Source organism: Flexivirga meconopsidis (assembly GCF_026162425.1).
Lineage (GTDB): Bacteria > Actinomycetota > Actinomycetes > Actinomycetales > Dermatophilaceae > Flexivirga > Flexivirga meconopsidis.
Genome location: NZ_JAOBQJ010000003.1, coordinates 513,410 through 540,355, shown reverse-complemented (window position 1 = coordinate 540,355; position 26,946 = coordinate 513,410). Strand labels below are relative to the sequence as shown.

The 26,946-nt window shown below is 67.5% G+C and carries 25 protein-coding genes and 1 pseudogene; 10 read left to right on the top strand and 16 right to left on the bottom strand.

The window, feature by feature from the left end; translation table 11 throughout:
- Positions 1 to 8 precede the first annotated feature (8 nt).
- Positions 9 to 686 (bottom strand): TetR/AcrR family transcriptional regulator, encoded by a 678-nt coding sequence (locus N2M23_RS12290; protein ID WP_265445865.1) that lies wholly within the window; start codon positions 684 to 686, stop codon positions 9 to 11.
- 70 nt (positions 687 to 756) lie between these two features.
- Here N2M23_RS12290 and N2M23_RS12285 point away from each other — a divergent pair, with 70 nt between their 5' ends.
- The gene (locus N2M23_RS12285) at positions 757 to 1,686 is read left to right on the top strand and encodes an AurF N-oxygenase family protein (RefSeq protein WP_265445864.1); all 930 of its coding nucleotides are present in this window, start codon (positions 757 to 759) and stop codon (positions 1,684 to 1,686) included.
- A gap of 11 nt (positions 1,687 to 1,697) precedes the next feature.
- Here the strand turns inward: N2M23_RS12285 and N2M23_RS12280 are convergent, their stop codons facing one another.
- Entirely contained in the window at positions 1,698 to 1,919 is a 222-nt protein-coding gene (locus N2M23_RS12280; protein ID WP_265445863.1) for a hypothetical protein, read from the bottom strand.
- Positions 1,920 to 2,061: 142 nt separating this feature from the next.
- Here N2M23_RS12280 and N2M23_RS21005 point away from each other — a divergent pair, with 142 nt between their 5' ends.
- The 5 genes from N2M23_RS21005 to N2M23_RS12255 are packed head-to-tail and all read left to right on the top strand — an operon-like array spanning position 2,062 to position 6,080.
- Positions 2,062 to 2,532, top strand: coding sequence for a DUF4873 domain-containing protein (locus tag N2M23_RS21005; RefSeq protein ID WP_265445862.1), 471 nt, complete (start codon positions 2,062 to 2,064; stop codon positions 2,530 to 2,532).
- Between the two features lie 37 nt (positions 2,533 to 2,569).
- On the top strand, positions 2,570 to 3,493 hold the full coding sequence (locus tag N2M23_RS12270; protein WP_265445860.1) for an ABC transporter ATP-binding protein: 924 nt from the start codon (positions 2,570 to 2,572) through the stop codon (positions 3,491 to 3,493).
- Positions 3,490 to 4,404, top strand: coding sequence for an ABC transporter permease (locus N2M23_RS12265; protein ID WP_265445859.1), 915 nt, complete (start codon positions 3,490 to 3,492; stop codon positions 4,402 to 4,404). The genes N2M23_RS12270 and N2M23_RS12265 overlap by 4 nt, the downstream gene beginning before the upstream one ends.
- Before the next feature lie 28 nt (positions 4,405 to 4,432).
- Entirely contained in the window at positions 4,433 to 5,347 is a 915-nt protein-coding gene (locus N2M23_RS12260) for an ABC transporter ATP-binding protein (protein WP_265445858.1), read from the top strand.
- Positions 5,348 to 5,360: 13 nt separating this feature from the next.
- Positions 5,361 to 6,080 (top strand): ABC transporter permease, encoded by a 720-nt coding sequence (locus tag N2M23_RS12255; protein ID WP_265445857.1) that lies wholly within the window; start codon positions 5,361 to 5,363, stop codon positions 6,078 to 6,080.
- Positions 6,081 to 6,084: 4 nt separating this feature from the next.
- Here N2M23_RS12255 and N2M23_RS12250 read toward each other — a convergent pair whose 3' ends face one another.
- The 8 genes and pseudogenes from N2M23_RS12250 to N2M23_RS12215 form a co-directional block, all read right to left on the bottom strand.
- The gene (locus N2M23_RS12250; protein ID WP_265445855.1) at positions 6,085 to 7,314 is read right to left on the bottom strand and encodes a CynX/NimT family MFS transporter; all 1,230 of its coding nucleotides are present in this window, start codon (positions 7,312 to 7,314) and stop codon (positions 6,085 to 6,087) included.
- Entirely contained in the window at positions 7,311 to 7,994 is a 684-nt protein-coding gene (locus N2M23_RS12245) for a FadR/GntR family transcriptional regulator (protein WP_265445853.1), read from the bottom strand. The genes N2M23_RS12250 and N2M23_RS12245 overlap by 4 nt, the downstream gene beginning before the upstream one ends.
- Before the next feature lie 104 nt (positions 7,995 to 8,098).
- On the bottom strand, positions 8,099 to 10,477 hold the full coding sequence (ppsA, locus tag N2M23_RS12240; RefSeq protein ID WP_265445851.1) for a phosphoenolpyruvate synthase: 2,379 nt from the start codon (positions 10,475 to 10,477) through the stop codon (positions 8,099 to 8,101).
- A 47-nt stretch (positions 10,478 to 10,524) separates the two neighbouring features.
- Positions 10,525 to 11,358, bottom strand: coding sequence for a pyruvate, water dikinase regulatory protein (locus N2M23_RS12235; RefSeq protein ID WP_425270229.1), 834 nt, complete (start codon positions 11,356 to 11,358; stop codon positions 10,525 to 10,527).
- A gap of 46 nt (positions 11,359 to 11,404) precedes the next feature.
- Positions 11,405 to 12,688, bottom strand: a complete 1,284-nt coding sequence (locus N2M23_RS12230) for an aspartate aminotransferase type Ic (protein WP_265445849.1) — start codon at positions 12,686 to 12,688, stop codon at positions 11,405 to 11,407.
- 103 nt (positions 12,689 to 12,791) lie between these two features.
- Positions 12,792 to 14,021, bottom strand: coding sequence for an MFS transporter (locus N2M23_RS12225; protein WP_265445847.1), 1,230 nt, complete (start codon positions 14,019 to 14,021; stop codon positions 12,792 to 12,794).
- Entirely contained in the window at positions 14,018 to 14,671 is a 654-nt protein-coding gene (locus N2M23_RS12220) for a transcriptional regulator (RefSeq protein WP_265445846.1), read from the bottom strand. The genes N2M23_RS12225 and N2M23_RS12220 overlap by 4 nt, the downstream gene beginning before the upstream one ends.
- Before the next feature lie 385 nt (positions 14,672 to 15,056).
- A pseudogene (locus tag N2M23_RS12215) lies at positions 15,057 to 15,701 on the bottom strand (glycosyltransferase family 2 protein); the annotation flags it as partial.
- Between the two features lie 124 nt (positions 15,702 to 15,825).
- Between N2M23_RS12215 and glf the strand changes: the two are divergent.
- Positions 15,826 to 16,965, top strand: coding sequence for a UDP-galactopyranose mutase (gene glf, locus N2M23_RS12210; RefSeq protein WP_265445842.1), 1,140 nt, complete (start codon positions 15,826 to 15,828; stop codon positions 16,963 to 16,965).
- On the opposite strand, the gene N2M23_RS12205 is transcribed toward glf, so the two are convergent.
- Positions 16,925 to 18,217 (bottom strand): glycosyltransferase family 2 protein, encoded by a 1,293-nt coding sequence (locus N2M23_RS12205; RefSeq protein ID WP_265445840.1) that lies wholly within the window; start codon positions 18,215 to 18,217, stop codon positions 16,925 to 16,927. The two genes, glf and N2M23_RS12205, sit on opposite strands and share 41 nt — an antisense overlap.
- A 13-nt stretch (positions 18,218 to 18,230) precedes the next feature.
- On the bottom strand, positions 18,231 to 19,214 hold the full coding sequence (locus N2M23_RS12200) for a glycosyltransferase family 2 protein (protein ID WP_265445839.1): 984 nt from the start codon (positions 19,212 to 19,214) through the stop codon (positions 18,231 to 18,233).
- Between the two features lie 177 nt (positions 19,215 to 19,391).
- Between N2M23_RS12200 and N2M23_RS12195 the strand changes: the two genes are divergently transcribed.
- Both N2M23_RS12195 and N2M23_RS12190 read left to right on the top strand, forming a co-directional pair.
- Positions 19,392 to 20,114, top strand: coding sequence for a TylF/MycF/NovP-related O-methyltransferase (locus tag N2M23_RS12195; protein WP_265445837.1), 723 nt, complete (start codon positions 19,392 to 19,394; stop codon positions 20,112 to 20,114).
- Positions 20,111 to 20,920 (top strand): TrmH family RNA methyltransferase, encoded by an 810-nt coding sequence (locus N2M23_RS12190; RefSeq protein ID WP_265445835.1) that lies wholly within the window; start codon positions 20,111 to 20,113, stop codon positions 20,918 to 20,920. The genes N2M23_RS12195 and N2M23_RS12190 overlap by 4 nt, the downstream gene beginning before the upstream one ends.
- A gap of 358 nt (positions 20,921 to 21,278) precedes the next feature.
- Here N2M23_RS12190 and tuf read toward each other — a convergent pair whose 3' ends face one another.
- The 4 genes from tuf to rpsL form a co-directional block, all read right to left on the bottom strand.
- Positions 21,279 to 22,472, bottom strand: coding sequence for an elongation factor Tu (tuf, locus tag N2M23_RS12185; protein ID WP_265445833.1), 1,194 nt, complete (start codon positions 22,470 to 22,472; stop codon positions 21,279 to 21,281).
- A gap of 133 nt (positions 22,473 to 22,605) precedes the next feature.
- Positions 22,606 to 24,657 carry an elongation factor G gene (gene fusA, locus N2M23_RS12180; protein WP_425270239.1) on the bottom strand — a complete coding sequence of 684 codons (2,052 nt, stop codon included), beginning with the start codon at positions 24,655 to 24,657 and terminating at the stop codon, positions 22,606 to 22,608.
- A 182-nt stretch (positions 24,658 to 24,839) separates the two neighbouring features.
- A complete protein-coding gene (gene rpsG / locus N2M23_RS12175; RefSeq protein WP_265445832.1) occupies positions 24,840 to 25,310 on the bottom strand; it encodes a 30S ribosomal protein S7 in 471 nt (156 codons plus the stop codon).
- A complete protein-coding gene (gene rpsL, locus N2M23_RS12170; protein WP_171153365.1) occupies positions 25,310 to 25,684 on the bottom strand; it encodes a 30S ribosomal protein S12 in 375 nt (124 codons plus the stop codon). Before rpsL ends, rpsG begins: the two co-directional genes overlap by 1 nt.
- A gap of 272 nt (positions 25,685 to 25,956) precedes the next feature.
- Between rpsL and N2M23_RS12165 the strand changes: the two genes are divergently transcribed.
- On the top strand, positions 25,957 to 26,934 hold the full coding sequence (locus N2M23_RS12165) for a glycosyltransferase family 2 protein (protein ID WP_265445830.1): 978 nt from the start codon (positions 25,957 to 25,959) through the stop codon (positions 26,932 to 26,934).
- Positions 26,935 to 26,946: the final 12 nt, after the last annotated feature.

Here is a 26,946-nt window from a genome sequence, read left to right as displayed (position 1 = left end):
CTGACAGCTCAGCTCGCGCCGCTGAACGCGCGCCCCAATCCCGTTGCGACGGCGTCGAGTTCGACGCCCGACGAACCGGCGATGCCGGCAAGGCCCCCGATGATCAGATCGGTGACCTGCTGCCCGATGCGGTCGCGCGCGGCTTGCTCGGGAGTCGACAGGTAGAGCTCTCCGGCGGCGACACCCATCGCGACGATGCAGTGCGCCCAGGTCTGCGCGCCGGCGGCGTCGATGCCGCTGGAGACGAAGACCTCGTGGATCAGCCGGTAGAGGTAGTCGGTCACGCCCTGCTGAGTCAGACGTACGTCGTCACCGGACCGGCGGCGCATCATCGCCAGGTAGACCTGGGGGTGCTGATCGATCGCGTGCAGGAACGCATCGACCGCCCGGGTCACCACCTCGAGCGAGGACGCGCCAGGCGCGTTCAGCTCCTTGCGGATCGCCGCCAGGATGCGCTCGCCCTCGGACACCCCGACGGCGCGCATCAGGTCGTCCTTGTCGTCGAACTGCCGGTAGAGCACGGGCTTGGTGACTCCGGCGGTGCGCGCGATCTGCGCCACGCTCACGTCCGGGCCATCGGCCTCGATCGCCGCGATCGCGGCGTCGACCAGCACGACGCGGCGCGCGCTGCGCTGCGTCTTGCGCTGCGCTTCGCGGGCGCGATTCCAGGGCGTGGTCTCGGGCATCAGAGGTATGACGGTAGCAAACTCCTCGTACCACTGGTATTCAGATGTTACCGACGGTACGCTGCGGAGTATGACGACAACTCTCGAGCCCACCACCGGCCGTTCCGCCGACCGGCAGTCGCCCGACCGCGAGACCGTCTCCGAGCGCCTTCTGAAGGGGTCGGTCCGCCGTTCCTACGCCCCGATCGTCGACATCGACTGGGACGCACCGCTGGAGGACGGCAAGTACTTCCTCCCGCCGACGCTCCTCACTCTCTACGGCACGCCGTTCTGGGAGTCACTGACCGAGCAGCAGCGCATCGACGTCTCCCGCGAGGAGATGGCCAACGTCCTGTCAGTCGGCCTCTGGTTCGAGACGCTGCTCGACCTCGCACTGCTGCACCGGCTGACCGAGAAGGACCCGGCCGGCCAGGAGGCGCAGTACTCCCTGACCGAGATGGGCGACGAGTGCCGCCACATGGCAATGTTCGCCAAGGTGGTGGACCGCTGCGGTGCCCGCGTCTATCGGATGTCCGAGCTCAACCGCCGCGTGCTGCGGCTGCTGCCGTTCACCCTGCACGGATCGGCACTGTGGCTCTTCGCGCTGGTCGGCGAGGAGATCTTCGACGCGATGCAGCGGCGCGGCCTGGACGACCCGCAGCTGCAGCCGATCGTGTCGCGGCTGATGCGCATCCACGTCACCGAGGAAGCCCGCCACATCAGCTTCGCCCGTGACGGACTTCGCCGTCGTACCCACACCAAGGACAAGCGGGAGAAGTACTTCCTCGCCAATGCGCACGGCGCGGTCGCCATCTTGTTCAACCAGTGGCTGACCAACCCGGCGATGTACCGCAGGGCCGGCCTCGACGGCGACCAGTGCGCGAAGATCGCGCGCGCCAACCCGCACTACAACGCCATGAAGCAGGAGGGCTTCGCAGACCTCGCGGGCTTCCTGCGCGAGACCGGCTTCATGGGCCCGCTCGCCGAAAAGGGTTGGCGCAAGGCGGGATTCCTGCCGTGATCACCGTCAATCTAATCGGCGCCGACGCGCTCAGCACCTCGCGCGCGGCCGACACGGTCGAGCAGCTCGACCAGGTCCAGGTGCGTCGCACCGACGCCACGAACGACACCGCACCCACCGCCGCGTGGGAGGACGACCACTGGCTGGTCGACGGCGTCGGCGCCGGCGTGGTCGTGCTGGTCGGTGGCCCGGAGGTCGCCACCGTCACCGGCCGGGACGGTCAGTTCCTGCACGACGTGCTGCAGAAGGGCCGTCTCTACCGCGGCGTGCAGCGCAGCGGCTTCCCCAACCTGTTCGTGGTGCGCGACCGTGAGGCCCTCTCGTATGTCGCCGAGGCCCTCGAGCTGATGCGGGTCACCGAGGATCTCGGTCGACGTGCGCGAGGCCGTGCAGCTGGAGACCGACCGTCCGCGCTCGACCTCCGACTGGCCGCGGGTTACCGAGCGGCGCCGCCTCCCGTGGCAGCGCGCCCGGCGCATCCCGCAGGTCGGGCACGCCGGCCACCCGCGACGCGACGACCTGTGGTTCGGTTACGCGCAGCCGGGTCTGCTCGACGCCGCCTGGTACGGCCCGGTCGAGATCGAGTTGCCGGACGGCGAGCGCATCACCGTGCAGGCGCAGCTGGCCGGCGCAATGCAGCCGACCGACGGCCAGTACCACTGGCAGGGGCACGTCGCCGCCGCGGAAGGCCTCACGCCGGGCGCCAAGATCGTCGTACACGCCGGTGGCACTCCTGCCCCTGGCCGGGTGTCGGAGCTGACCCCGTGGGGCAGCCTGCACATCACCGGTGCCGGGCAGCCGCCGTTCCCGCTGGACGACCTCGAGGTCGACATTCCGGCTGTATGACGGGAGCCACGCGCCGAAGCTCGTTAGGGTGACGCGCATGGGGGTCGTCGACACGCAGCGCCTGACCAAGCAGTACCCGCGGGTGCGCGCGCTCGACGACCTGACGCTCAGCATCCCCGAAGGCATCACCGGCATCGTCGGCGTCAATGGCGCCGGCAAGTCGACGCTGATCAAGGTGCTGCTCGGGCTGCTGACACCGACCGACGGCAGTGTCCGGGTGCTCGGCATGGATCCGGTGACACAGGGCGCCCAGGTGCGTGAGCTGGTCGGCTACATGCCCGAGCACGACGTCCTGCCGGCCGACGTGTCGGCAGCCGAGTTCGTCATGCACATGGCGATGATGTCCGGACTGCCCCGCAATGCCGCGCGCGAGCGCACCTCGGACGTGCTGCGACACGTTGGCCTCGCCGAGGAGCGTCACCGGGCGATGGGCGGCTACTCCACCGGCATGAAACAGCGGGCCAAGCTGGCGCAGGCGATCGTGCACAGCCCACAGCTGGTGCTGCTGGACGAGCCCACCAACGGCCTCGACCCGCGAGCGCGCGACGAGATGCTCGACCTGATCGGCCGGATCGGTCACGACTTCGGCATCTCGGTCGCGGTCACCAGCCATCTGCTCGGCGAGTTGGAGCGCACCGTCGACTACGTCGTGGTCATCGACGCCGGCCGGCTCCTGCGCGCCTCGCCGACGACCGACCTGACCCACACCACCGGCAACGTCCTGGTTGAGGTGCTCGGCCCGCCAGGCAGCGACCAGGTGGTCGGGCAGGCGCTGGTCGACCGCGGCATCCAGGCGTGGCCGGTCGGCGACCGCATCGAAGTGCGCCTCGACCGCCCCGAGACGCTCGACGTCATCCGCGACGTCGTCGTCGCTCAGGGGCTCGGGCTGGTGCGCATCCAAGAGGTGCACCACAGCCTCGAGGAAGTCTTCCACCAAGCGCCGACGGGAGTCTCCGCATGAGCACCCCACGGCAGAGCGTCATCCACGACATCGGCTACCGCACGTTCACCGGCCGTCGGCAGAGCACGGGCGCGATCGCGCTGTCGCTCTACCTGACCTCGCTGCGACACTGCTTCGGCCTCGGCCGGTCGAACAAGTCGAAGGTGATGCCCTTCCTGGTCGCCGCGCTCATGCTGATCCCGGCCCTCGTGCTCGCCGGCCTCGCCATACAGCTGAAGCGGATGTCGCTCGGTGACCAGGCGAATTACTTTGCGCCGCTTTCCAATTACTTCGGTTACCCCTACTGGACACAGCTGCTGATCACGGTTTTCGCTGCATCGCAGGCACCGGTGCTGTTCGCGCGCGACCTGCGCTATCGGACGATCGTGCTCTACTTCGCGCGACCGCTCGACCGCTCGACCTACGTGCTGGTGCGGCTTGCGGCGCTGACCACCGCGTTGTTCGCGGTGATCGCGGTCCCGATGGTGATCTGGTATGCCGCAGCGCTCTCCTCCGGGCTCGACCGCTCCCAGCACACCAAGAACTTCTTCGCCGCGATCGTCGGGGTGCTGGTGCTGTCCCTGATCCTGGCGACCTTCAGCGGCATGGTTTCGGCGATCACCACCCGGTCCGGGCTCGCCGTGGTCGCCGTGATCGTGGCGCTGATGCTCACCTCGGGGATCGTCACGATCGCGCAAGGAGCGGTCTACGAGACCGGCAACAAGTCCGCCGCGATGATCGCGTCGATGTTCAACCCGTTCACGCTGGTCGCGGAGCTGATCAGCGGACTGTTCGACCAGCCGACACCGACCCCGGCCATCCCGCATCCGAGCACCGGCTGGACCCTAGTGTTCATCATCGTTGCCCTGATCTGGGTCATCGGCACGAGCTGGGTGCTGGTGGAGCGCATCCGGAAAGCGGCGTCCCTGTGACCGCCCCGAGGACGTCAGGCCCGATCTCATGAGTGATCTCGTCCTGACCGATGTGTCCCGCTGGTACGGCAATGTCGTTGCGGTCAATGACGTTTCGATGCAGCTCTCCCCCGGCATCACCGGCCTGCTCGGCCCCAACGGCGCCGGCAAGTCGACGCTGCTGTCGATGATGGCCGGGCTGCTCCCGCCGTCGACCGGCACCGTCACCATCGACGGCGAACCGACCCGCGGCAACGTCCAGATCTACCGCAAGATCGGCCTGGTGCCGGTCCAGGAGTCGCTCTACGACTTCCTCACCGGCACGCAGTTCGTGCGGCTGAACGCCGACCTACAGCAGGTGCCGCAACCGGGCACCGCGACCGAGCACGCGATCGGGCTGGTCGACATGGCGGCCGCCGCGGACCGGAAGATCTCGACCTACAGCAAGGGCATGAAACAGCGCATCAAGGTCGCCTCCGCACTGGTGCACCAGCCGCCGGTGCTGCTGCTCGACGAGCCGTTCAACGGCATGGACCCGATCCAGCGCCGGCACATGATGGGGCTGCTCACCGACTTCGCGCAGCAGGGCCGGACGATCGTCTTCAGCTCGCACATCCTGGAGGAGGTCGAGCAGATCGCCCGCCAGGTGGAGGTCGTGGTCGCCGGAAGACACGCGGCCAGTGGGGATTTCGCCGCCATACGACGGTTGATGACCGACCGGCCCAATCGGTATGTCGTGCGCAGCTCCGACAACCGCAGGCTCGCGACCCTGCTGCTCGGCGAACAATCGGTGCGCGGCGCGCGGCTGCGCAGCAACGACGTGCTGGAGGTCGAAGCCGACGACTTCGGGGCCTTCGCACACGCGCTGCCCCGGATCGCCTCGCAGCACGACATCCGCATTGTCGAATTGACCCCGACCGACGAGTCGCTCGAGAGCGTCTTCAGTTACCTGGTGAACGCATAATGGAGCACCCTGCATGAGCCTCCCGATTCTCCGGCTCGGCCTCCGGTCATTGTTCGGTCGCGCCCGCGTGTGGCTGATGGTCGCCATGCCGGTCATCCTCGTGGCTCTCGCCGTCGTCATCCGACAGGCCAATTCCGGTGACGTCACTGCCAACACGGCCGAACAACTGCTGCGCAACTTCGGCATCGGCGTCGCCGTGCCGGTGGTCGCGCTGGTGGCGACGACGACGCTGATCAACTCGGAGTTCGACGACGGGTCGATCATCTACCTGCTGACCAAACCGGTCTCGCGCGTCTCGATCATCGCCAGCAAGGCGATCGTCACCCTCGGCGCGGGCGTGGTCTTCACCGCATTGCCGATGCTCGTGGCCGGGCTCATCCTGCGCGGCACCGACGACCGTATGGCGCTGGCCGGCCTCGTCGGCGCACTGATCGCGACGGTCGCCTACGTCGGTGTCTTCACCGCACTCGCGACCACGATGAAGCGCAGCATCATCGGCTGCCTGCTCTTCTGGTTGATCTGGGAATCCACTCTCGCGTCACTGTTTTCGCCGGTCAAGTGGCTGTCTCCGCGGGCGTGGGGCACCTCCGCCATCCAGCACATCTCGACAGCGATCGACGACAACCCACCGGTGTCGATCTGGTATGCCGTGGCGGCCACCCTCGTCGCACTCGTGCTCGGCATCGTGCTCGCCGGCCAGCGGCTCGCATCGATGACGATCTCGGAGGAGTAGCGCTTCAGTCCGCCCGCATCCTCCCGGGTCTCGCGGCCCGCAGCGCGGACCACGCCTGCGGCACCACGGCGAGTGCCAACGCGCCCATCGCGAGGTTCCACGAACCGGAGGCGTCGTGCACGGCGCCGATCAGGATGGGACCCACGGCCGCCAGTCCGTAGCCGATCGACTGCGCCATACCCGACACCTGACCGGTCTGTGCGGTGGAGTTGCTGCGCAGCACCATGAAGAGCAGCGCCAGGCTGATGCCGGAGCCGGGACCCATCATCACCAGGCAGACCCAAAGCAGTGGCGCGGCGTCGGTGGAGACCAGCCCGATGAAGCCGACGGCGCAGAAGACCAGGAATGCCAAGGCAATTGGCCGTTGGTCACGCATCCTGCCGGCGATCATCGGCGCGGTCAGCGAGGTGAGCAAACCGGCAACCTGACCCAACGCGAGTGTGGTGCCCGCCGCGCCATGCGTCATACCCCGGTCCAGTAGGTAGGTCGGCAGCCACGCACCGAAGGTGTAGAAGATGAGCGACTGCGCGCCCATGTAGACGGTGATCGCCCACGCCGTGCGGTCCCGGTAGAGACCACCACTACCCGAGTCGCCGCTGACGGTGTGCACCCGGCGCAGCTGTGGCACCCACTGCACGAGTGCGACAACCGCCAGCACCGCCCAGACGGCCAGGGTCAGCCGCCAGTTTCCGCCGAGGGCGTCGTCGATCGGCACGGTGACGCCGGCCGCGACCGCGGCGCCACCCGAGAGCGTCATCGAGTAGAGGCCGGTCATCATGCCGGAGCGGTGCGCGAAGTCGCGCTTGATCAGGGCCGGCAGCACGACGTTGCACACGCCGATGGCGCCACCCACCGCCATCGAACCGGCAAAGAGCGCGGCGACGTTCGGCACCAGACGTAGCACGATCGCGGCCAGCAGCAGGATCAGCGAGCCGAAGATGGTGCGCTCAATGCCGAAGCGGGCGGCCAACCGGGGCGCGACCGGCGCGGACAGACCGAAGAAGAGGACCGGCAAGGTGGTGAGCAGTCCGGCCGCGGCGCTGCTGAAACCCTGGTCCTCGGAGATCGTGTCGAGCAGCGGCCCGACCGACACCACCGCCGGTCGTAGGTTGGCCGCCACCAGCATGATGCCGACAGCGGCGAATACGGCTGCCGCACCACGAAGTTCACCATTCGGCGCCTCGGCATCCTTGGGTCGTGCGGCGTTCTGTGCCGCGACGTCAGTGCCAGTCATGAGTTCTTGATCTCTGCTTCGAGTTCGTCGATGTAGTGGTTGACCGCGGTCCGAGCCGCCTCCGCGTCACCGGCGTCGATCGCCTCGATCGCGGCGCGGTGTCCCTGCGGGTGCCGCCCGGTGTGCGCAGCCGATGTCGCGGTGAGCTCGGTGTGTGTCGCGGCGATCGCCTCGACCACCCCGTCGAAGATCTCGACCATCAGCTTGTTGCCCGAGGCGGCCACCAGCTGGGTGTGGAAGCCGACGTCCTCGCGCGTGTAGGTCTCGAGGTCGCCGGCCGCGAGCGCGGCCTCCGCCCGGTCGAGCACCGCTCGCAGCTTCGCCCGCGTGTGCGCCGAGGCGCCTCTCGCGGCGCTCGCGGCGGCCTCGGACTCGAGTGCCCGGCGCACCTGCATCAGGTCGAGCGCCTCCGACGACGCGCCGCGACTCATCGCTGCGGCAAAAGGATTGGCACTGCGCACGTAGGTGCCGTCCCCGCGGCGCGGCTGCAGCATGCCGGTGTGCTCCAGCGCCCGCACGGCCTCACGAATGGTGTTGCGGCCGACGCCGAAGTCGCGCACCAGCTCGGGCTCGGCGGGGATGCACGTGCCGACCGGCCACTCGCCGCCGCGGATGAGCTGCTCCATGCGTTCGACGACCAACTCGCTGGTGCGTCTGGGCGGGGTGATGGGCTGCGTCATACATTGAACCTAACATCCCACGTATGACGGGTCGGCGGCGTCTCACCACGCGAGCGGGAGGTGGGCTGCTCGCCCACCTCCCGCTCAGCCGTGCCGAAGAACCGTCAGGCGCCGGCCTTTTCACCGCGCTTGGCGATCCGCAGCCAGGTCTCGACCACGGTGTCCGGGTTGAGCGAGATCGACTCGATGCCCTGGTCGACCAGCCACTCGGCGAGGTCGGGGTGGTCCGAGGGGCCCTGCCCGCAGATGCCGACGTACTTGCCCTGCTCCTTGCAGGCGGTGATCGCCAGGGTCAGCATCGCCTTGACCGCGGGGTCGCGCTCGTCGAATCCGCCTGCCACCAAACCGGAGTCGCGGTCCAGACCGAGAGTCAGCTGGGTCATGTCGTTGGAGCCGATCGAGAAGCCGTCGAAGTACTTCAGGAACTGGTCGGCGATGACCGCGTTGCTCGGCACCTCGCACATCATCACGACCTGCAGGCCGTTCTCGCCGCGCTTCAGGCCGTACTTGGCGAGCAGCTCGGTGACGCCCTTGGCCTCCTCGATGGTGCGCACGAACGGGATCATGATGCGCACGTTGGTCAGGCCCATCTCCTCCCGGACGAAGCGCAGCGCCTCGCACTCCATCGCGAAGCAGTCCTCGAAATCCGCTGACAGATAACGGGATGCGCCGCGGTAGCCGATCATCGGGTTTTCCTCGTCCGGCTCGTAACGCTCGCCGCCGATCATCCCGGCGTACTCGTTGGACTTGAAGTCCGACATGCGCACGATGACCGGCTCGGGCGCGAACGCCGCCGCGAGCGACGCGACACCCTCGGCGACCCGCTCGACGAAGAAGTCGCGCGGGGTGTCGTATGCCGAGATCAGCGAGCGGATCTGCTCCTGCAGCTCGGGCGTCTGATCGTCGAGCTCGAGCAGGGCCTTGGGGTGGATGCCGATCTGCCGGTTGATGATGAACTCCAGCCGGGCCAGGCCGATGCCCTTGTTGGGCAGCCGGCTGAATTCGAAGGCCTGGTCAGGGGTTCCGACGTTCATCATGATCTTCGTCGGGATGTCGGGCATCTTGTCGAGCTCGGTCTCCTTGACCTCGAACTCGCGCAGGCCCTCGTAGACGAAACCGGCGTCACCCTCGGCGCAGGAAACGGTGACCTCCTGCCCGTCGGTGAGGTCCTTGGTGGCGGTGCCCGTGCCGACGACGGCCGGGATGCCGAGCTCGCGGGAGATGATCGCGGCGTGGCTGGTGCGGCCGCCGAGGTCAGTGACGATCGCCGACGCCCGCTTCATGATCGGCTCCCAGTCCGGGTCGGTGATGCCCGCGACCAGCACGTCGCCCTGCTCGAACTCGTGCATCGTCTCCAGCGTCAGCTTGCGGACCTTGCCGGCGCCGATCTTCTGGCCGATCGCGCGACCCTCGACCAGCACCGGTCCGCGCTCCTTCATCACGTAACGCTTGAGCGTGGAGCTGCTCGCACGCGACTGCACGGTCTCCGGGCGGGCCTGCAGGATGTAGAGCTTGCCGTCGGAGCCGTCCTTGCCCCACTCGATGTCCATCGGTCGGCCGTAGTGCTCCTCGATGGCAACGGCATACTTGGCCAGCTCGGTGACCTCGTCGTCGGTCAGCGAGAGCCGGCCCTGGTCCTCCGGCTCGACCGGGACGAAGTGGATCGTCTCGCCGACCGTGTCGTCTCCGGTGTAGACCATCTTGGTGGTCTTGGAGCCGACGCCACGCTTGAGGATCGCCGGCCGGTCCTGCTTGAGCGCCGGCTTGTAGACGTAGAACTCGTCCGGGTTGACCGCACCCTGCACCACGGCCTCACCGAGGCCGTAGCTGGAGGTGATGAAAACCGCGTCGCGGAAACCGGATTCGGTGTCCATCGTGAACATCACGCCCGATGCACCGATGTCCGAACGCACCATGCGCTGAATGCCGGCGGAGAGTGCGACGAGCGAGTGGTCGTAGCCGGCGTGCACCCGGTAGGCGATCGCCCGGTCGTTGTAGAGCGAGGCGAAGACCAGTTTGATCGCGTGCAGGATGTTGTCGATGCCGCTGATGTTGAGGAAGGTCTCCTGCTGCCCGGCGAACGACGCGTCGGGCAGGTCCTCGGCGGTCGCGCTGGAGCGCACCGCGAACGTCGCGTCCTTGCCCTGTTCGGCGGTCAGCTTCTCGTATGCCGAGCGGATGTCGGCCTCAAGGTCTGCCGGGAAGTCCTGCTCCTCGATGTCGCCGCGGATCTTCGCGCCGACCCGGGCCAGCTCGCGCACATCGTCGACGTCCAGATCGGCGAGCAGCCCGTCGATCTCGTCCTTCAGGCCGGTGTCGACCAGGAATCGGCGGTAGGCGTCGGCGGTCGTGGCGAAGCCGGTCGGCACGTTGACGCCGGCCTTGGCCAGGTGCTGCACCATCTCGCCGAGCGAGGCGTTCTTACCGCCCACCGACTCGACGTCGTCGATGCCGAGATCGGCGAACCATTCGATGTTGCTCATTCCAGCCGTTCCTTCCAGCCTTCTTCTACGGGTATGACGGAGCTCGCTCAGCGAGCCGCGCTCAGTTTGCGGGTCTGCATGATCATGGCCGCCATCTCCTCCACCGACATGTTGGCGGAGTTGATGTAGGGGATGCGGTGGGTGCGAAAGAGCGCCTCGGCACGCCGCAGCTCGTAGGTGCACTGCGCGAGCGTGGCGTATGCCGAGCCCGGCCGTCGCTCGCTGCGCACCTGGCTGAGCCGGGCCGGCGTCGACAAGAGGCCGAAGCACTTGTCGGCATACGGCTTGATCGGCCGCGGCAGGTCGCTGGACTCGAAGTCCTCCTCGACCAGGGGGTAGTTGGCCACCCGCAGGCCGTACTGCAACGCGAGATACATGGTGGTCGGCGTCTTGCCGCAGCGCGACGGCGCGGTGAGGATCAGGTCGGCCCGGTCAAGCTGACGCAGGCTCTGCCCGTCGTCGTGCTCGATTGCGAACTCGACGGCCTTCATCCGGGCGTCGTACTGCCCCTCGTCGCGCACCCCGTGCGCGCTGGTGGAGTTGTGCGCGGCGTTGACGTGCAACACCTGCTCGACCATGTCCAGGTGCGATCCGAACAGGTCGATGAAGGCGCAGTCGGTGCTCGACAGGATCTCCCGGATCTCCTCGACCGCGACCGTGGAGAAGACCAGCGGCGTGACCTCGCTGGTCTTGGCGGCGTCCATCTGGGCGACCGCCTCGCGCGCCTGCTCGGCCGTCTTGATGAAGGGCAGCTTCTCCCGCACGAAGCGGACACTCGGGAACTGCTGCAGCATCATGTTGCCGAGCGTTTCGGCCGAAATGCCCGTGCCGCCGGCCACGAAGAAGACTGGTGTCGGCGGCGCCTTCACCGGGATGTCCACAGGGCGAACTCTGCCATATCCGCCGGACGGTGGTCCGGACACCCGGCTACTCGGCGCTCAGCTTTTCGGCGACCGCGAGCAGCACGCAGGTTGCCACGGCTTCCATGGCGGCCGTGACCTCATCAAGCACCGGGTAGCTCGGCGCCAGGCGAATGTTGGTGTCCTGCGGGTCGTCGCCATACGGGTATGACGCGCCGGCGGGCGTCAGGGCCAGCCCGGCGTCCTTGGCCAGCTGCACCACCCGCGACGCGGTGCCGGGCAACACGTCGAGGCTGACGAAATAGCCGCCGACCGGGTCGGTCCAGGTGGCGATGTCGAGGCCGCCAAGGCGCTCGCGCAGCACCCGCTGCACCTCGGCGAACTTCGGCGCGAGGATGTCGCGGTGCCGCCGCATGTGCGCGAGGACACCCTCGGCGTCACCGAAGAACTCCGCGTGCCGGAGCTGGTTGACCTTGTCCGGGCCGATCGAGCCCTTGCCGAGGTGGCCGAGGTACCACTTCACCTGCTCGGCCGAGGCCGCGAGGAAGGCGACCCCGGCGCCGGCGAAGGTGATCTTGGAGGTCGAGGCGAACATGATCGGGCGGTGCGGGTGCCCGGCGGCGCTGGCGAGCGACAGGATGTCGGCGCTCTTCGCCTCGTCCTCGCTGAGGTGGTGGAACGCGTAGGCGTTGTCCCAGAAGAGCTTGAAGTCGGGTGCCGCCGTCGGCATCGAGGCGAGCTTGGCGGCGACGTCCTGGCTGCACACCGAGCCGGCCGGGTTGGAGTAGGTCGGCACGAGCCACATGCCCTTGATCGTCGGGTCGTCGGCGACCAGCGCGGCGACCGCGTCGGCGTCCGGGCCGTCCGGGGTCATCGGCACGGTGATCATCTCGATGCCGAGCGAGTCCAGCAGCGTGTGGTGCCGGTCGTAGCCGGGCACCGGGCAGATGAAGCGGACCTTCTCCTCGAGGCGCCACGGGCGCGGGGAGTCGACACCACCGAAGAGCACCAGGTCGACCAGGGTGTCCTTCATCATGGTGAGGCTCGAATTTCCACCAGCCACAAGCTGATCCGGCGACACCCACAGCAGCTCGGCGAAGATCTCGCGCAACTCGGCGATGCCCTGCAGGTTGCCGTAGTTGCGGGTGTCGGCGCCGGACGCGTCGGTGACCTTGGTGGGCAGCTTCAGCAGACCGTTGGACAGATCGAGTTGCTCGGTCGACGGCTTGCCGCGGGTGAGATCGAGCTTCAGCCCGCTCGCCTTGAGTTCGTCGTATGCCGTCTGCTGCGTCTTGCGAAAGCTCGCGATCTCGGCGGCGGACAGGGCGGACAGCGGTTGTGCGGCGGACACGGTGCAGCGATCTCCTGGCATGGCACGAAGGGGTTACCGCTCGATTGTCCCAAACGCAGGTGCGCGCCCGGCCCGGCATACCGGATCGCGGGATCGAGGGTGATCACGCCAACCCCCGAATATGCGGGCGGGTGGCGAAGAGCACGCACAGCGCCGACATCGCGGCACCGAAGATGACCGTCGCGACCGGCACCGATGAGCCGGCGGCGAGCAGACCGAACAGCGGCATGGTCGCGGGGATCAGAAGTTGATCGCCGAGCTGACTGACCGAGAAGGCGCGGCCGAGCTGGGCCGGGGCGATCACCCGCTGGAAGGTGCCGCCCAGCCATACCGACCCGAGACCGGCGGTGATGCCGATCGTGAGCATGCCGGCGAGTAGGGCAAGACGCGACGGGGCGCCGACGGCGGCGAGGCCGAGCCCCTGGACCGCGAGGACCGAGAAGGATCGGCGCGCCAGATGGCTGCCCTGCCAGCGGACGCCGGCCAACGAACCCGCGATCGCGCCGGCCGCGAACACCGCCTCGCCGATGCCCAACCACGTTGCGCCCCAGTGCGATCCGGACACGCGCAGCGCGACGCCGACGGCCATGACCGGGGAGACGAAGACGTTCATCGCGGCCAGCCCGATCAGGAACGTCCGGGCAACCGGAGTGCGCCACACGTAGGAGAGTCCGGCACGCAGCGCCCGATGCCAGGGCTCGTGAGTGGTGCGTGGCAGACGAAACCGCGGACGTATGACGAGGGCCAGCACCACGAGCACGGCACCGAACGAGACCGCATCCACCAGCATCGAGACCCCGAAACCCCACTGAATGACGGCCGCGCCGACGGGCGCACCCAACAGCCGGGCCAACCGCAGCCCGGTCTGCGACCAACCGCCGACGGTCACCAGGTCCTCGGTCGCCACCAGCTGCCGCATGAGCGTCGCGGCGGCAGGATTGCTGAGGCCAGCTGCTGCACCGAAGGCAACAGCGACCGCGAAAAGCACTGAAGCGGAATGGTTTCCGAGCTGCCAGGCGACCGTCGCGAACAACAGCACGGCGACCCGCGCGGCAGTGCCGATCATCATCACCCGCCGGGTGTCGAAACGGTCGGCGATCACCCCGCCCAAGAGCGTGCACATCGCCTGCGGCAGCAGCTCGATGCCGAGCACAACCCCCGCCAACCCCGGCGACAACAGGTGCACCGCGGTCCAGGCGAGACCGATCGTGAAAACCGTGTCACCGCAGGCGGATACGAGCGAGGCAGCGAGGTAGGCGTGCACCATCCGGTCCCGCCGCACCGGCGGCGGTGGTGCCGCGACGAGGACGGGCTCGTCGACGATTGCGGTCATCGGCGCTCACCCGCCCCGGGCTCGCTCGGAAAGATCCGGGCGATGAAGCGCACCGGTCGGCGCTCGGCGTCCGGGTGCAGCTCGACGTCGGCCCGCACCTCGTCGGCCCACTCACGGGCGATCGCCTCGACCCGCTCCCCCAAGTCACGCAGCTGCTCGGCCGTCGCCGCGACGAAGGTGTCGCTGGCGCAGGCCTCCCGCCATACTTCCGGCAGCTCGTGACGTCCGCGCATCCATGCGGCCGTCGCCGCGTTGAGGTGCTGGAAATTGGCCCACTCCGCGGCGTCGGTCACCTGCCGGGCGAAGCTGCCGGCGGTGTAGTCGTCACCACTCCACGACAGCGACCGGTGAATCCCGCGCCACCACGACTCACGGGTGTCGCGCGCGAGTTCCGGCGCGGGCTCGACGAATCCGGCCTTGTGCAACGGTTTCAGGTGGTGACTGATCGACCCGACCGCGAGGTCGAGCCGCGCCGCCAACCCACCGACCGTGGCCGGCCCGTCGGCGGTCAGCACCTCGTAGATCCGGCGCCGCACCGGGTGGTGCACCGCGAGCAGCGCGTCGATCAGCGCAGCACCCTCGGCGGGCCAGCCCTGCTCAGGCTCGGGTGCGGAGTCGGTATGACGCTCGGCGGCGGTCTTCCTCGGCATGCCCGTCAGCGTCGCCGCGACCCGCGGCATACACAAGGGCTCTTGTATAACTCGCTCAGGCGGCTAAGGAACGATCCCCCGGCACCGGCGGCTCGGATGACTCGTCGTCGGCGTAACCGTGCCGCAGAGCTCCCGGCACGTGCAACAGGCAGCGCCCGCCCTCACGCCACTGCGCTGCGGCAGCCTGCCACTGCCCGTCCCGGGCGAGGGTGACACCGGTGCGGGTGGCGTAGACGAAGGAGTAGAGCAGGCCCCAACGGATCGTCGTACGACGGCGCCGGACGTCGACATGCTGGCTGATGATCGACAGCGCGCTCTCGCGTTCGATGATGTTCGCGCCGGTGCGCATCCGCGCGGAAGTGTCGGACTCGCCGTGTTTGCGGTATGCCGCAAGCACCTCGTCGACGAAGACCACCGGCCCGGACCGAGCCAACCGGGTCCATAACTCCCAGTCGGCCGCGTGCGGCAGGTCCTCGCGGAAGGTGCCGAACTGCTCGTAGGCGCTGCGCCGCACGACGATGCCGGGCGCACGGACCCGGTTGGACCGGACGAACGCCTCGAAGGCGCCCGGCCAGACGCCGGTCCCCCGGCGGTAGCTGCGGCTCTCGCGCAGCCGGTTGCCGGCCGCGTCGATGTCGACCGTGCGGCACATCGCGGCCACTGCGGTGGTGCCGTCGAGTGCCGCCGCGACGGCCGGGTAGAAGCCCGGCAGCACCTCGTCGTCGCCGTGCAGCAGGTGGACCAGCTCGCCGCTGGCCAGCGAGATCCCCCGGTTGAAGGTGCCGATCGCACCGAGTTGGCGCGGGTTGCGCTCATAACGGACCTGGTCGCGGCCGAGCTCGCGGACAACCGCCTCGGGGTCGTCGGTGGACGCGTCGTCGACGACGATGATCTCCGCACGGTCGTCGCCGCCGAGTTGATCGAGCACCTCGGGCAGCGCCTCGGCCAGGTATCCCGCACAGTTGTGCACCGGAATCACCACCGACCACAGCAGCGGCCGCTGCGACGCAGCGGTCGGCTGTTCGTGCATTGTGTAACTCCCTCGAGTGGTGACGGGGCCCGCAGGTCGCTGTCAGTCAACTGTACGCGTAGATGGAGAATGCCCCTGCGACGGGACACGCTACCCGCCCGACGAACTCACGAATGGAGTAACGATGCAGATCGGTATCGCAGGCGCCGGATTCTCCGGTGCCGTCATGGCCCGCGAACTCGCGGAGGATGGCCACCAGGTCGTCATACACGAGTCCCGGGACCATGTGGCCGGCAACTGCCACACCGAGCGCGATCCGGACACCGGCATCATGGTGCACCGCTACGGGCCGCACATCTTCCACACCGGCAACGAGCAGGTCTGGGCCTACATCAACAACTACGGCACGATGCAGCCCTACAACCACCGGGTGTTCAGCACCGTCCGCGACCGGGTGTATTCACTGCCGGTCAGCCTGCTGACGATCAACCAGCTGTTCGGCACCACGCTGGCCCCGGCAGCCGCCGAGGAATTCATTCGCGAGCAGTCCGACCAGACCATCGGCGAGCCTGCCAACTTCGAGGAGCAGGCGCTGAAGATGATGGGCCGCGACCTCTACGAGGCGTTCTTCCGCGGCTACACCAGCAAGCAATGGGGGCTGGACCCGACGCAGATCCCGGCGTCGGTGCTGCGCCGCCTGCCGTTGCGCTTCAACTACGAGGACTCCTACTTCGCCCACCCCTACCAGGCGATTCCACGAGACGGCTACACCGCGATCGTCGAGCGGATCCTGGACCACCCGTCCATCGAGGTGCACCTGTCGAGTCCGTTCGACCCGGCGGTCCGCGACCAGTTCGACCACTGCATCTGGACCGGCCCACTCGACGCGTGGTTCGGCCACGAGTTCGGCCGCCTCGCCTACCGCACCCTCGACTTCGAGGAGATCCGCGCCGACGGCGATTTCCAGGGTTGTGCGGTGATGAACTACGGCGACCTCGAGGTGCCCTTCACGCGCATCAGCGAGCACAAGCACTTCGCGCCGTGGGAGCAGCACGACAAGACCATCGCGTTCCGCGAGTTCTCCCGCCTCGCCGGCGAGGACGACATCCCCTACTACCCGATCCGCATGGCGGACGACAAGACTCAGCTGGAGAAGTACCTCCAAGCCGCGCGCTCGCAGGAGCGGGTCACGTTCGCCGGCCGGCTCGGCACCTACCGCTACCTCGACATGGACGTGACCATCGCCGACGCGCTACAGGCGGCGTCGGTGATGAAGGAGTCGATCAGCGCGGGTCGGCCGATTCCGGCGCTGCTGACCGACTGAACGAACCCTCCGGGGACTGCTCCAGCTGGGCGAGGCGCTCCTGCATCTCGTCCAGCTGCTGCTGGAGAGTGGCGAGCGCGAACATCAGATCCGCGTTGCTCACCGTGTGCCGTCCGCGGACGCGGGTCACCCGGCCGAGCGCGTCGCTCTTGTCGACCTGCTGCTTGGCGTACCGGCCGGTGATCTGCGCCGTACGACGAACACCCGAGTAGCGCAGGTGATGCCAGCCGACCAACAGCAGGTTATTGGTGTCCGGGCGTCCCTCGAGGCCCTTGCTGAAACCGCTCTGGTCGCCCTTGGCGAGCGCCAGCGACAGCCGACGGGTCTTCTCGCCCTTGTTGCCCTCGTTGAGCGCTCGTATGACGGTGCCCACGTCATACTGCGCGAAGATCGGGCGGACGGCGGCGTAGAGCTGGCCGCGCAGCTCCTGCGGGGTGCGGCGAGAGATCCACTCCAGCTGCGAGATCACCCAGGTGAGCAGCGGCACCTGGTAGATGCCGAGCAACTCACGCTCGACCAACCAGCGGTGGATCGTGTCGTGGTGCATGAAGATCCGGAAGAGCCGCTCGTCCGCGGTCGCCATCGTCTGGCCGGCGCGCGCGACCCGGTGGTAGGCGAGCGCCTTCGGCACGATCGCGATCGCCTTCGCGGACAGGATCGCAAACCAGTGGAACGGGTTGTCCTCGAAGAAGTAGTCGCCCTCGGGGAAGCGAATTTTGTTGTCTTCCAATAGGTCTCGCCGGTAGAGCTTGCGCCACGGCACCGCGATGAAGCGGAGGAACATCTGCCGGTTGACCACGTCGAGCGGGTAGACCGGGTCCTCCAGCGTCGCCCAGCGGTGGGCATCGGCCGGTTCGTTGCGCTGCCCGGAGGTCTCGTCCACCTCGAGGTATTTGCACATCGCCAGGTCCGCGTTGCCCAGGCTGGCGGCGTTGACCAGGCTCTCGAACATGTCCGGCTCGACGAAGTCGTCTCCGTCGACGAAACCGATCCAGTCGCCCGTCGCCCGGTCGAGGCCGGCATTCGCCGCGGTGGCGACACCGCCGGGGCTGTTCTGCTCCAGCAGGACAGGCACGAATCGCGAGTCGCGCGCGGCGAATTCGCGGATCAGCGAGGGCGTTGAGTCGGTGGAGCCGTCGTCGACGACGAGCACCTCGATGTCGTGCAGCGTCTGCGCGGCGACGCTGGCGAGGCATTCCTCGATGTACTGCTCGACGTTGTAGGTGGTGACGATGATGCTGACCGTGGCCATGGAAGGACTCCCGTCAGGTGAGCGAACGGCGGACGATGCGGTCGGCAAGACCCGGGTCTCGCCGCTGACGGATGCGCATGAAGTCCGCCAGGTGAATGCGCAGCAGGTGCTCCTGCAGACGCTGATTGGCCTCGAACGCGACTTCCGGGGCAATGCGTTCCAGTGCCCAGCCGGAGGCACGCAGCGCGAAGTCCCAGTAGTGGTGGGAGTAGCGGTTGCGCATGGCGGGCCGGTCTTCCAGCATCGTGTAGGTCTCGTCGAGCGCGTCGAACAGCGCCAGGCGTTCGCGGCCCATGCGGTGGGAAAGGTTGCCTCCGCCGTCACCGACGATGTGGGTGCAGATCGGCTCGTCGATCAGGAGCAGACCGCGCGCGTCCAGCAGCGTCAGCCAGTGGCCGAGGATGTCGTTGTGCACGTGGGTGTCGCTGAACCGCAGGCCGGTCTGCTTGAACCGCTCGGTCCGCAGCACCTTGTTCCACGGGTAGTTGGAGAAGCCGAGCAGGCGCGGCACCTCCTCCAGTCGCACGAGGCGCCGGCCCGAGGTGACGTACTGGCGCCATACGGCGTCGTCGAAGGAGTTCATGCCGGTGAAATCGGTGCTGGTGCCGCGGCGATAGAAGTAGGACAGCATCGCCACGTCGCTGTCGGTGGCGTCCAGCCCTTCGACGGCGGCGCGCAGACTGTCAGCGTGCAGTTCGTCGTCGGCGTCGAAGAAGATGGAGTAACGGCCCCTCGCGCGGGCGAAACCGAGGTTGCGCGCGTAGCCGGCGCCGTGGTTGCGCTCGAGCTCGATGATCGTGACCTCATCACGACCGAGCGCGCGCACCATCTCCACCGACCGATCGGTGGAGCCGTCGTCGACGACGATCACCTCGACGTCGGTGTCCGGTGTGTCGAGGAACGCGGTCACCACCTGCGCGATCGTCGCTTCGGCGTTGCACATCGGGATGATCGCGGTCAGGTCCGGACCTGCGGCTTCGGTAGTGACTGAGGACAAGGCGAAGCAACTGCTTTCGTTCGTGACGGGACAGCGTGGCGGCGGACGGCATACCTGAAGGCGATAGCCAACGGCAGACCAAAATACGGTATCTGCCCTGGCGGGGTGTGCTCAGGGCCGACATGGTTGCATGACTGTGGATCGGACCCAGCGGATCGACTGAGAGAAGGCACTGCGATGGACGGCGAACCGAAGACCGAACGGCTACTCCAGCAGATCATCGAGCGGCTCCGTATCGACCGGGAGATTCCGTCCACCCCGCTGCGCGTGCGTGCCGAGGCTGTCGAGGACGGGGTCCGGCACATCCGCGGGGATGCGCGGTTCGACCATGCCCAGATGCACGTCAGTAACGCCAATGCGTTGCGCAGCGCGTTGGCTCAGGCCCCCGAAACAGCCGGCCTGGTGGCCGAGTTCGGGGTGCACCGCGGCAAGTCGCTGACGATAATCGCCGACCACTTCCCCGACCAGACCGTGCACGGGTTCGATTCGTTCGAGGGCCTGCCCGAAGCCTGGTCGGGCACCGGCAAGGACAGCGGGGCCTTCAACGAGGGCGGCAAGCCGCCGGAGCTGCCGGTGTCCAACGTCGAGTTTCACGTCGGCTGGTTCGACGACACCGTGCCGCAGTTCGCCAAGCTGCCGAGCGAGCCATTCCGCTTCGCGCACCTCGACGCCGACCTCTACAGCTCGACCAAGACCGTCTTCGACAACCTGGGTGACCGATTCGTCCCCGGCACGATCGTGCTGTTCGACGAGTACTTCGGCTACCACGGGTGGCAGCAGCACGAGCACAAGGCGTTCGAGGAGTTCCTCGCAACCCGTCCCGACCTGGACTTCGAAGCGGTCTGCGTCGGCCACATGAACCTCGGGGTGCGACTGGTCGCCGCCGGAGACCGGAAGTGACCGGCCCGGCACTCATCACCGACCGCTCCGACCCGGCCGTGCAGCGGTTGACTGACCTCAACCGCAAGGCGCGCGGCCCGGTCCGCAGCCTGCTGATCGAGGACTTCGACCCGCTGCTGCAGGCGATCCGGTCCGGGCTCGACTTCGTCGAGGTCTACGGGCTGCAGGGCGCCGACTTTCCGGACGAGATCCGAGAAGCGTGTGACGACAGGCGGATTCCGGTGCGCCTGCTGTCCACCGAACTGGCCGGTGAGATCTTCAAGATCGAGAAGAAGCCGAAGGTGTTCGGCATCGCGCACCTGCCGAAGCCGGCCCGGCTGCGCGACGTCGCGGACAACAGGCAGGACCTCGTCGTCCTCGACGGGGTGAAGATCGTCGGCAACATCGGCGCGATCATCCGCAGCAGCTTCGCCTTCGGCGTGAGCGCCGTCGTACTCATCGACAGCGACCTGCCCTCCATCGCCGACCGTCGCCTGGTGCGGGCCAGCCGCGGCTACGTCTTCTCACTGCCGGTGATCCTGGCGACCCGTCAGCAGCTCGCGTCGTTCCTGCAGGACCAGGCGTCGGGCGTGCGCCTCGCCACCTTCGACGCGCACGCCGAAACACAGCTGGAGGAGCTCGCCGGCATACCCGACCGGCTGGCGCTGGTGCTCGGCAGTGAGCGCTTCGGTCCGTCGAGCGAGTTGCACCGCGGCTCCGCGCTCGAGGTCTCGATCCCGATGAACCCCGACGCCGAATCGCTCAACGTCTCGGTCTCCGCCGGCATCGCGATGTACACCCGCGCGGCATACAACCTGAGCAGGTAGCGCAGCCCGCGCCGGCGGCGTACGGCGGACGGCGTACGGCGGACCCCCGCATAACTCACCGAATAGGTGGCTGACACGCCGCGCAGCGGGCCCGCCACGGCGCGCCGCCCACCTATTCGGTGAGTTTCGCTGGTCGCGGACGCACGCGCACCTATTCGGTGAGTTCGCTGGTCGCGGACGCATGCGCACCTATTCGGTGAGTTTCGCTGGTCGCGGACGCATGCGCACCTATTCGGTGAGTTTCGCTGGTCGCGGACGCACGCGCACCTATTCGGTGAGTTTCGCTGGTCGGCCCCGGACATGCGAAAGGCCCCGGATCCCAAGGGGATCCGGGGCCGTTCAGCCGTTCAGCGCAAGGTCACTTGAGGATCTTGGTGACGCGGCCGGCGCCGACGGTGCGGCCGCCCTCGCGGATGGCGAAGCGCAGACCGTCCTCCATCGCGACCGGCTGGATCAGCGTGACGGTCATCTCGGTGTTGTCACCGGGCATGACCATCTCGGTGCCCTCAGGCAGCTTCACGACACCGGTCACGTCGGTGGTGCGGAAGTAGAACTGCGGGCGGTAGTTGTCGTAGAACGGCGTGTGACGGCCGCCCTCGTCCTTGCCGAGGATGTAGACGTTGGCCTCGAACTCGGTGTGCGGGGTGGTCGAACCCGGCTTCACCACGACCTGGCCGCGCTCGACGTCCTCGCGCTTGGTGCCGCGGAGCAGCAGACCGACGTTCTCACCCGCACGACCCTCGTCGAGCAGCTTGCGGAACATCTCGATGCCGGTGACGGTGGTCTTCTGGGTCTTCTCGCGGATACCCACGATCTCGACCTCGTCGTTGACGTTGAGCACACCGCGCTCGATACGACCGGTGACGACGGTGCCACGACCGGTGATCGTGAAGACGTCCTCGATCGGCATCAGGAACGGCTTGTCGGTGTCGCGCACCGGGTCCGGGATTGACTCGTCGACCGCGTCCATAAGGTCCTCGACCGACTTGACCCACTCGGCGTCGCCCTCGAGCGCCTTCAGCGCCGAGACCTTGACGACCGGAGCGTTGTCACCGTCGAACTCCTGGCTCGACAGCAGCTCACGGACCTCCATCTCGACGAGCTCGAGGATCTCCTCGTCGTCGACCATGTCGGCCTTGTTCAGCGCCACCAGGATGTAGGGGACGCCGACCTGACGCGCGAGCAGCACGTGCTCACGGGTCTGCGGCATCGGGCCGTCGGTGGCGGCAACCACGAGGATGGCGCCGTCCATCTGCGCCGCACCGGTGATCATGTTCTTCACGTAGTCGGCGTGACCCGGCGCGTCGACGTGCGCGTAGTGGCGCTTGTCGGTCTCGTACTCCTGGTGGGAGACGTTGATGGTGATACCGCGCTGGCGCTCCTCCGGAGCGTTGTCGATGTCAGCGAACGCCGCAGCCTTGTTCAGGTCCGGGTACTTGTCCGCCAGCACCTTGGTGATGGCAGCCGTCAACGTGGTCTTGCCGTGGTCGACGTGACCGATGGTTCCGATGTTGACGTGCGGCTTGGTCCGCTCGAACTTGGCCTTAGCCACTTTGGGGTCCTCCTTCAAGGACTGATTGCTGCGCCGGGGCGGCGCCTGGTGGTTTTCTCTTCTTACAAACCGGGCTGACGATAGGCGCTGCGCCGTACGACCTTCAATTCGTATGACGCGGGGCGCCGCACCGTCACTCGCCCCGGATCTTCTTGATGATCTCGTCCGCGACGTTCCGGGGAACCTCGGCGTACGAGTCGAACTGCATCGTGTAGTTGGCACGACCCTGGGTCTTGGACCGCAGGTCACCGACATACCCGAACATCTCCGACAGCGGAACGACGGCCTTGACGACCTTGGCGCCGCTGATGTCCTCCATGGCCTGGATCTGGCCACGGCGGGAGTTGATGTCGCCGACGACGTCGCCCATGTAGTCCTCGGGCGTGCGGACCTCGACGGCCATCATCGGCTCGAGGAGCGCCGGGTCGGCCTTGCGGGCCATCTCCTTCAGCGCCATCGAACCGGCGATCTTGAACGCCATTTCCGAGGAGTCCACGTCGTGGTAGGCACCGTCGAGCAGCGTGGCCTTGACGCCCACGAGCGGGTAGCCAGCCAGGATGCCGAGCTGCATGGCCTCCTGGATGCCCTGGTCCACCGACGGGATGTACTCGCGCGGCACGCGCCCACCGGTGACCTTGTTGTCGAACTCGTAGAGCTCGCCCTCGGTCGTGTCCATCGGCTCGATCGACAGCTGCACCTTGGCGAACTGACCCGAACCACCGGTCTGCTTCTTGTGCGTGTAGTCGAACTTCTCGACCGGACGACGGATCGTCTCGCGGTAGGCCACCTGCGGCGCACCGACGTTGGCCTCGACCTTGAACTCGCGCTTCATGCGGTCGACCAGGATGTCCAGGTGGAGCTCACCCATACCGCCGATGACGGTCTGGCCGGTCTCCTCGTCCAGGCGAACCGAGAACGTCGGGTCCTCCTGGGCGAGCTTCTGGATGGCGGTCGACAGCTTCTCCTGGTCGCCCTTGGTCTTGGGCTCGATGGCGACGTGGATGACCGGCTCCGGGAAGGTCATCGACTCCAGGATGATCTGTTCGTTCAGGTCCGAGAGGGTGTCACCGGTGGTGGTGTCCTTCAGACCGATCACCGCGTAGATGTGCCCCGCGGAGGCCTTCTCGACCGGGTTCTCCTTGTTGGAGTGCATCTGGAACAGCTTGCCCAGCCGCTCCTTCTTGCCCTTGGTCGAGTTCATCACCGGCGAACCGGAGGCGATCGAGCCGGAGTAGACCCGGATGTAGGTCAGCGTGCCGAAGAACGGGTGCGTGGCGATCTTGAACGCCAGCGCCGCGAACGGCTCCTCGGACGAGGGGTTGCGGGTGATCTCGGTTTCCTCGTCACCCGGCTTGTGGCCCTCGGTCGGCGGCAGGTCGAGCGGGCTCGGCAAGTAGGCGATGACCGCGTCGAGCAGCGGCTGCACGCCCTTGTTCTTGAACGCGGTGCCGCAGAAGACCGGGTTGACCTCGCCGGCCAGCGTCAGCTTGCGCACGCCGGCCGTGATCTCGTCCTCGGTCAGCTCCTCGCCGCCGAGGTACTTCTCCAGCAGCTCCTCGTCGGACTCGGCGACCTTCTCGACCAGCTGCGAGCGGTACTCGTCGGCCTTGTCCTGCAGGTCGGCCGGGATGTCCTCGACCTCGTAGTCCTCGCCCAGCTTGGTCTCCCCGCGCCAGACGAGCGCCTTCATCCGCACCAGGTCGACGACACCGGTGAAGTCGGACTCGGCACCGATCGGCAGCTGCATGACCAGCGGGGTCGCACCGAGACGGTCGACCATGGTCTGCACCGAGAAGTAGAAGTCGGCGCCCATCTTGTCCATCTTGTTGATGAAGCACATGCGCGGGACGCCGTACTTGTCGGCCTGACGCCAGACGGTCTCCGACTGCGGCTCGACACCTTCCTTACCGTCGAACACCGCGACGGCACCGTCGAGCACGCGCAGGTTGCGCTCCACCTCGACGGTGAAGTCGACGTGCCCGGGGGTGTCGATCAGGTTGATCTGGTAGCCCTTCCAGAAGGCAGTCGTCGCGGCCGACGTGATCGTGATGCCGCGCTCCTGCTCCTGCTCCATCCAGTCCATCGTGGCGGCGCCGTCGTGGACCTCACCGATCTTGTAGTTGATGCCGGTGTAGAAAAGGATGCGCTCGGTGGTCGTGGTCTTACCGGCATCGATGTGCGCCATGATGCCGATGTTGCGGACCTTGGTCAGGTCGGTCAGCACTTCCTGCTGTGCCACGGTGTCTCTTCTCGTCTCTGCTTCGTGGAGTAACTCGTCGGTATGCCGGGGTCCGCGCACCTCGCGCGAACGCCGGCTCCGTGGTGGCCCCCGTCATACAGGTATGACGGGGGCCGCCACGGTCGCTGTCACCAGCGGTAGTGCGCGAAGGCCCGGTTGGACTCGGCCATCTTGTGGGTGTCCTCACGACGCTTCACCGCGGCGCCCAGCCCGTTGCTGGCGTCGAGGATCTCGTTCATGAGGCGCTCGGTCATCGTCTTCTCACGACGCTGGCGGGCGTAACCGACCAACCAACGCAGCGAGAGAGTCGTGGCGCGTCCGGGCTTGACCTCGACCGGGACCTGGTAGGTCGCACCGCCGACACGGCGGCTCTTGACCTCAAGGCTCGGCTTGACGTTGTCGAGCGCCCGCTTCAGGGTCACGACCGGGTCGGTGCCGGTCTTCTCACGGCAGCCTTCGAGCGCACCATAGACAATGCGTTCGGCGACGGATTTCTTCCCGTCGAGCAGGATCTTGTTGACCAGCTGGGTGACCAGCGGCGAACCGTAGACCGGGTCGACGACCAGAGCGCGCTTCGGAGCGGGGCCCTTACGAGGCATTACTTCTTCTCCTTCTTCGCGCCGTAACGGGACCGGGCCTGCTGACGGCCCTTGACACCCTGGGTATCCAGCGAGCCGCGGATGATCTTGTACCGCACACCCGGCAGGTCCTTCACACGACCGCCACGCACGAGCACGATCGAGTGCTCCTGCAGGTTGTGGCCGACACCCGGGATGTACGCGGTGACCTCGATGCCCGAGGTGAGCCGGACACGGGCGACCTTGCGCAGCGCGGAGTTCGGCTTCTTCGGGGTGGTGGTGTAGACGCGGGTGCACACACCGCGTCGCTGGGGGCTGCCCTTGAGGGCCGGCGTCTTGACCTTGGCGATCTTGTCCTGCCGACCCTTGCGGACGAGCTGGTTGATTGTAGGCAACCTACTGTCTCCGTAACTGATCGAATCTTGTCTGTCGGCAGCAGTTTTCGCCACTGACCGACTCCTTGGGGTTTCCCGGATCGACGCCACCCCCGAGGTCGGGAGTGTCGGACCGGCGCTCTCCCCCGCACTTCCAAACCTGCTGGCTGCCCGGCGAGAGCGTGTGGTGGTCTGATGCCCGCGGTCAGCGGGCAGGGCAGAGCCCACGCACGGTCGTCAATCCTACCGGCCACCCTGGGCGGCACCAAATCAGCGCGGGTACGGTCACTGCCATGCCCACCGACTCCGCCGCACCGGTGCTCACCGTCATCGCTCCGGTGTATGACGAGGAGGCCGTGCTGCCGATGTTCGCCGCACGGTTGCGGCCGGTGCTGGACGGCATCGACGTCCCCTACGAGGTGCTGGTCGTCGACGACGGGTCCCGGGACAGCACGCCGGTGCTGCTGCAGCGGATGCTGCGCGAGTGGCCGCAGCTGCGCGTCATACGGCTGCGGGCGAACGCGGGCCACCAGGCCGCGATCTCAGCCGGCCTGCAGGGCGCCCGCGGCGACTGGACGGTCACCATCGACGCCGACCTGCAGGACCCTCCGGAGGCGATCACCGAGCTCTACTCCGCCGCGGTCCAGCAACAGGTCGACGTCGTCTACGCGGTGCGCACCGACCGGTCGAGCGACTCACGGTTCAAACGTCGTACGGCGGCCGGTTTCTACCGGCTGATGCGCAGCCTGTCCGACGTCGACGCCGCCCCGGACGCAGGTGATTTCCGGCTGATGTCACGGGCGACGGTGGACGCGATCAACTCACTGCCCGAGCACAACCGGGTGCTGCGCCTGGCCGTGCCGGCCCTCGGCTTCCCGTCGGCGACGGTCGGCTACCGGCGCGACCCGCGAGCGGCAGGCTCCTCGAAATACCCGCTGTCCAAGATGATTCGGCTCACTCTCGACTCGGTGACGGGCTTCTCGCACACGCCGCTGCGATTGGCGACCTGGTTCAGCCTCGGTGGTTTCGTGGTCGCGGTGGGCGTGATGGTCTACGTGCTGGTCGGCAAGCTGACCGGCAACACCGTCTCCGGCTGGGCGTCGACGGTCGTGACGGTCGCCGGCTTCTCGGCGTTGCAGTTGCTCTGCCTGGGCATCCTCGGGGAGTACGTCGGCCGCACCTACTCGGCCATGCAGCAACGCCCGGCGTACTACGTCGCCTACGACTCCCACGACCCGTCGCCGGCGGACCGGGGCGCCGGCCGCTCCTGACCGTCCCCCGGC